Here is a 1,780-nt window from a genome sequence, read left to right on the forward strand (position 1 = left end):
GTCCGCCGCGCCACGGCCTCGTGGTGCCGGGCGTCGCACGCGTCCCGCGCGGCCGACGCGTCGACCGACCGGGGCCGGCCGCCGGAGGACACCAGGTCGCGCACGTCGAGGTCGTCCTCTGGGACGTCCTCGTCGAGGAAGGTCGCGAACGTGAGGAAGAAGCCGGCCACCTCGTCCGGGTCGAACCGCATCGCCACGCACGCCCACCGGTGGTCGTCGACGTCGAACCGGTACTCGGCCGAGTCGAATACCTCCGCCGCCACCGACCGCCCGTCCGGCAGCGGCCACCCCGCCGCCACCCACGCGTCGTCGAGGTCCGCGCGTGCCCACGACGAACCCGCCAACGCCACGACCGCTTCGACCGTCCGGTCGTCCGGTCGTCCAGGGGGAGCCACACCAAAGCCATGCCGGCGAACCCAGGGGTGCGACCCGCGGCGCCGAGCCGTCGTTGCCCAGCCGGACACGACGACTGCGCACCCGCACAGTGCCTTGTACGCAAAGTGATTGTGCTGTAACGATGAGTGCATGACATCGGTGTACGCCCTCGACCCCGCCGGCCACGACATCCACGGTGAAGCGGCGGCGCTGCGCGCGTTGGGACCGGTCACCCGGGTGGCGCTCCCCGGCGGGGTGACGGCGTGGTCGGTCAGCGACATCGAACTGCTGCGCCGGCTGCTCGCTGACCCGAACGTGTCCAAGGACGCGCGCCGGCACTGGCCCGCCTACATCAACGGTGAGATCCCGGAGGACTGGCCGCTGCACCTGTGGGTGTCGGTGCGCAGCATGTTCACCGCCTACGGCGCCGAGCACCGCAGGCTCCGCTCGTTGATCTCCAAGGCGTTCACCGCCCGTCGGGCCGAGGCGCTGCGCCCGCAGGTGGAGGCGATCACCGCCGACCTGGTCGACCGGCTCGCCGCCGGACCGGACGTGGCGGACCTGCGCGCCGAGTTCGCCTACCCGTTGCCGATCGAGGTCATCTGCGGGCTGCTGGGCATCCCCGACGACGCCCGCCCCGGCCTGCGCAAGACCGTGGACGGCCTGTTCGACACCACGCTGACGCCCGAGGAGTCGGTGGCCAACCAGCGGGAGCTCTACGGGATCCTGGACGCCTTCGTCGCCGCGCGGCGGACCGATCCCCGCGACGACCTGACCACCGGTCTGATCGCCGCCCGCGACGAGGACGGCAGCGAGCTCACCGAGGCCGAGCTGGTCGACACGCTCATCCTGATGATCGCCGCCGGCCACGAGACCACGGTCAACCTCATCGACCACGCCATCACCGCGCTGCTCACCCACCCCGACCAGCTTCGCCTGGTCACCTCCGGTCGACGGCGCTGGAGCGACGTGATCGAGGAGACGCTGAGGTGGCAGGCCCCGGTGGCGCACCTGCCGCTGCGCTACGCCGTCGAGGACGTCACGGTCGGCGGCGTGACCATCCGCCGGGGCGAGGCCATCCTCGCGGCCTACGCCTCGGCCGGGCGCGACCCGGCCCACCACGGCAGCACCGCCGACCGGTACGACATCACCCGCCCCGACAAGACGCACCTGGCGTTCGGCTACGGCTCCCACTACTGCCTGGGCGCACCGCTGGCCCGCATCGAGGCCGAGGTCGCGCTGCCGGCGCTGTTCGGCCGCTTCCCCGCCCTGGAACTGGACGTGCCCGTCGAGGAGTTGCAACCGCTGAACTCGTTCATCTCCAACGGCCACCGCGCCCTGCCGGTCGCGCTCAGGCCCGCCTAGCGAGCGCGTCGTAGGCGGCCAGCACGATGCCGAGGCCGCG

General features: G+C 72.5%; 2 protein-coding genes. One reads left to right on the forward strand and one right to left on the reverse strand.

Annotated features, from left to right (window positions below; all coding sequences use genetic code 11):
- On the reverse strand, positions 1-395 hold a 395-nt coding region (locus AB0G02_RS38320; RefSeq protein ID WP_360804846.1), incomplete at its 3' end, for a hypothetical protein.
- Positions 396-525: 130 nt separating this feature from the next.
- Between AB0G02_RS38320 and AB0G02_RS38325 the strand changes: the two genes are divergently transcribed.
- Positions 526-1,740, forward strand: coding sequence for a cytochrome P450 (locus AB0G02_RS38325; protein ID WP_360804849.1), 1,215 nt, complete (start codon positions 526-528; stop codon positions 1,738-1,740).
- The last annotated feature ends 40 nt before the right edge of the window (positions 1,741-1,780 follow it).

This window comes from Actinosynnema sp. NPDC023658 (assembly GCF_040639995.1).
Classification (GTDB): domain Bacteria; phylum Actinomycetota; class Actinomycetes; order Mycobacteriales; family Pseudonocardiaceae; genus Actinosynnema.

Excerpts from the sequence above, each read along its gene's own strand:
- AB0G02_RS38325 (WP_360804849.1), top strand. The coding sequence starts at position 526 with ATGACATCGGTGTACGCCCTCGACCCCGCCGGCCACGACATCCACGGT.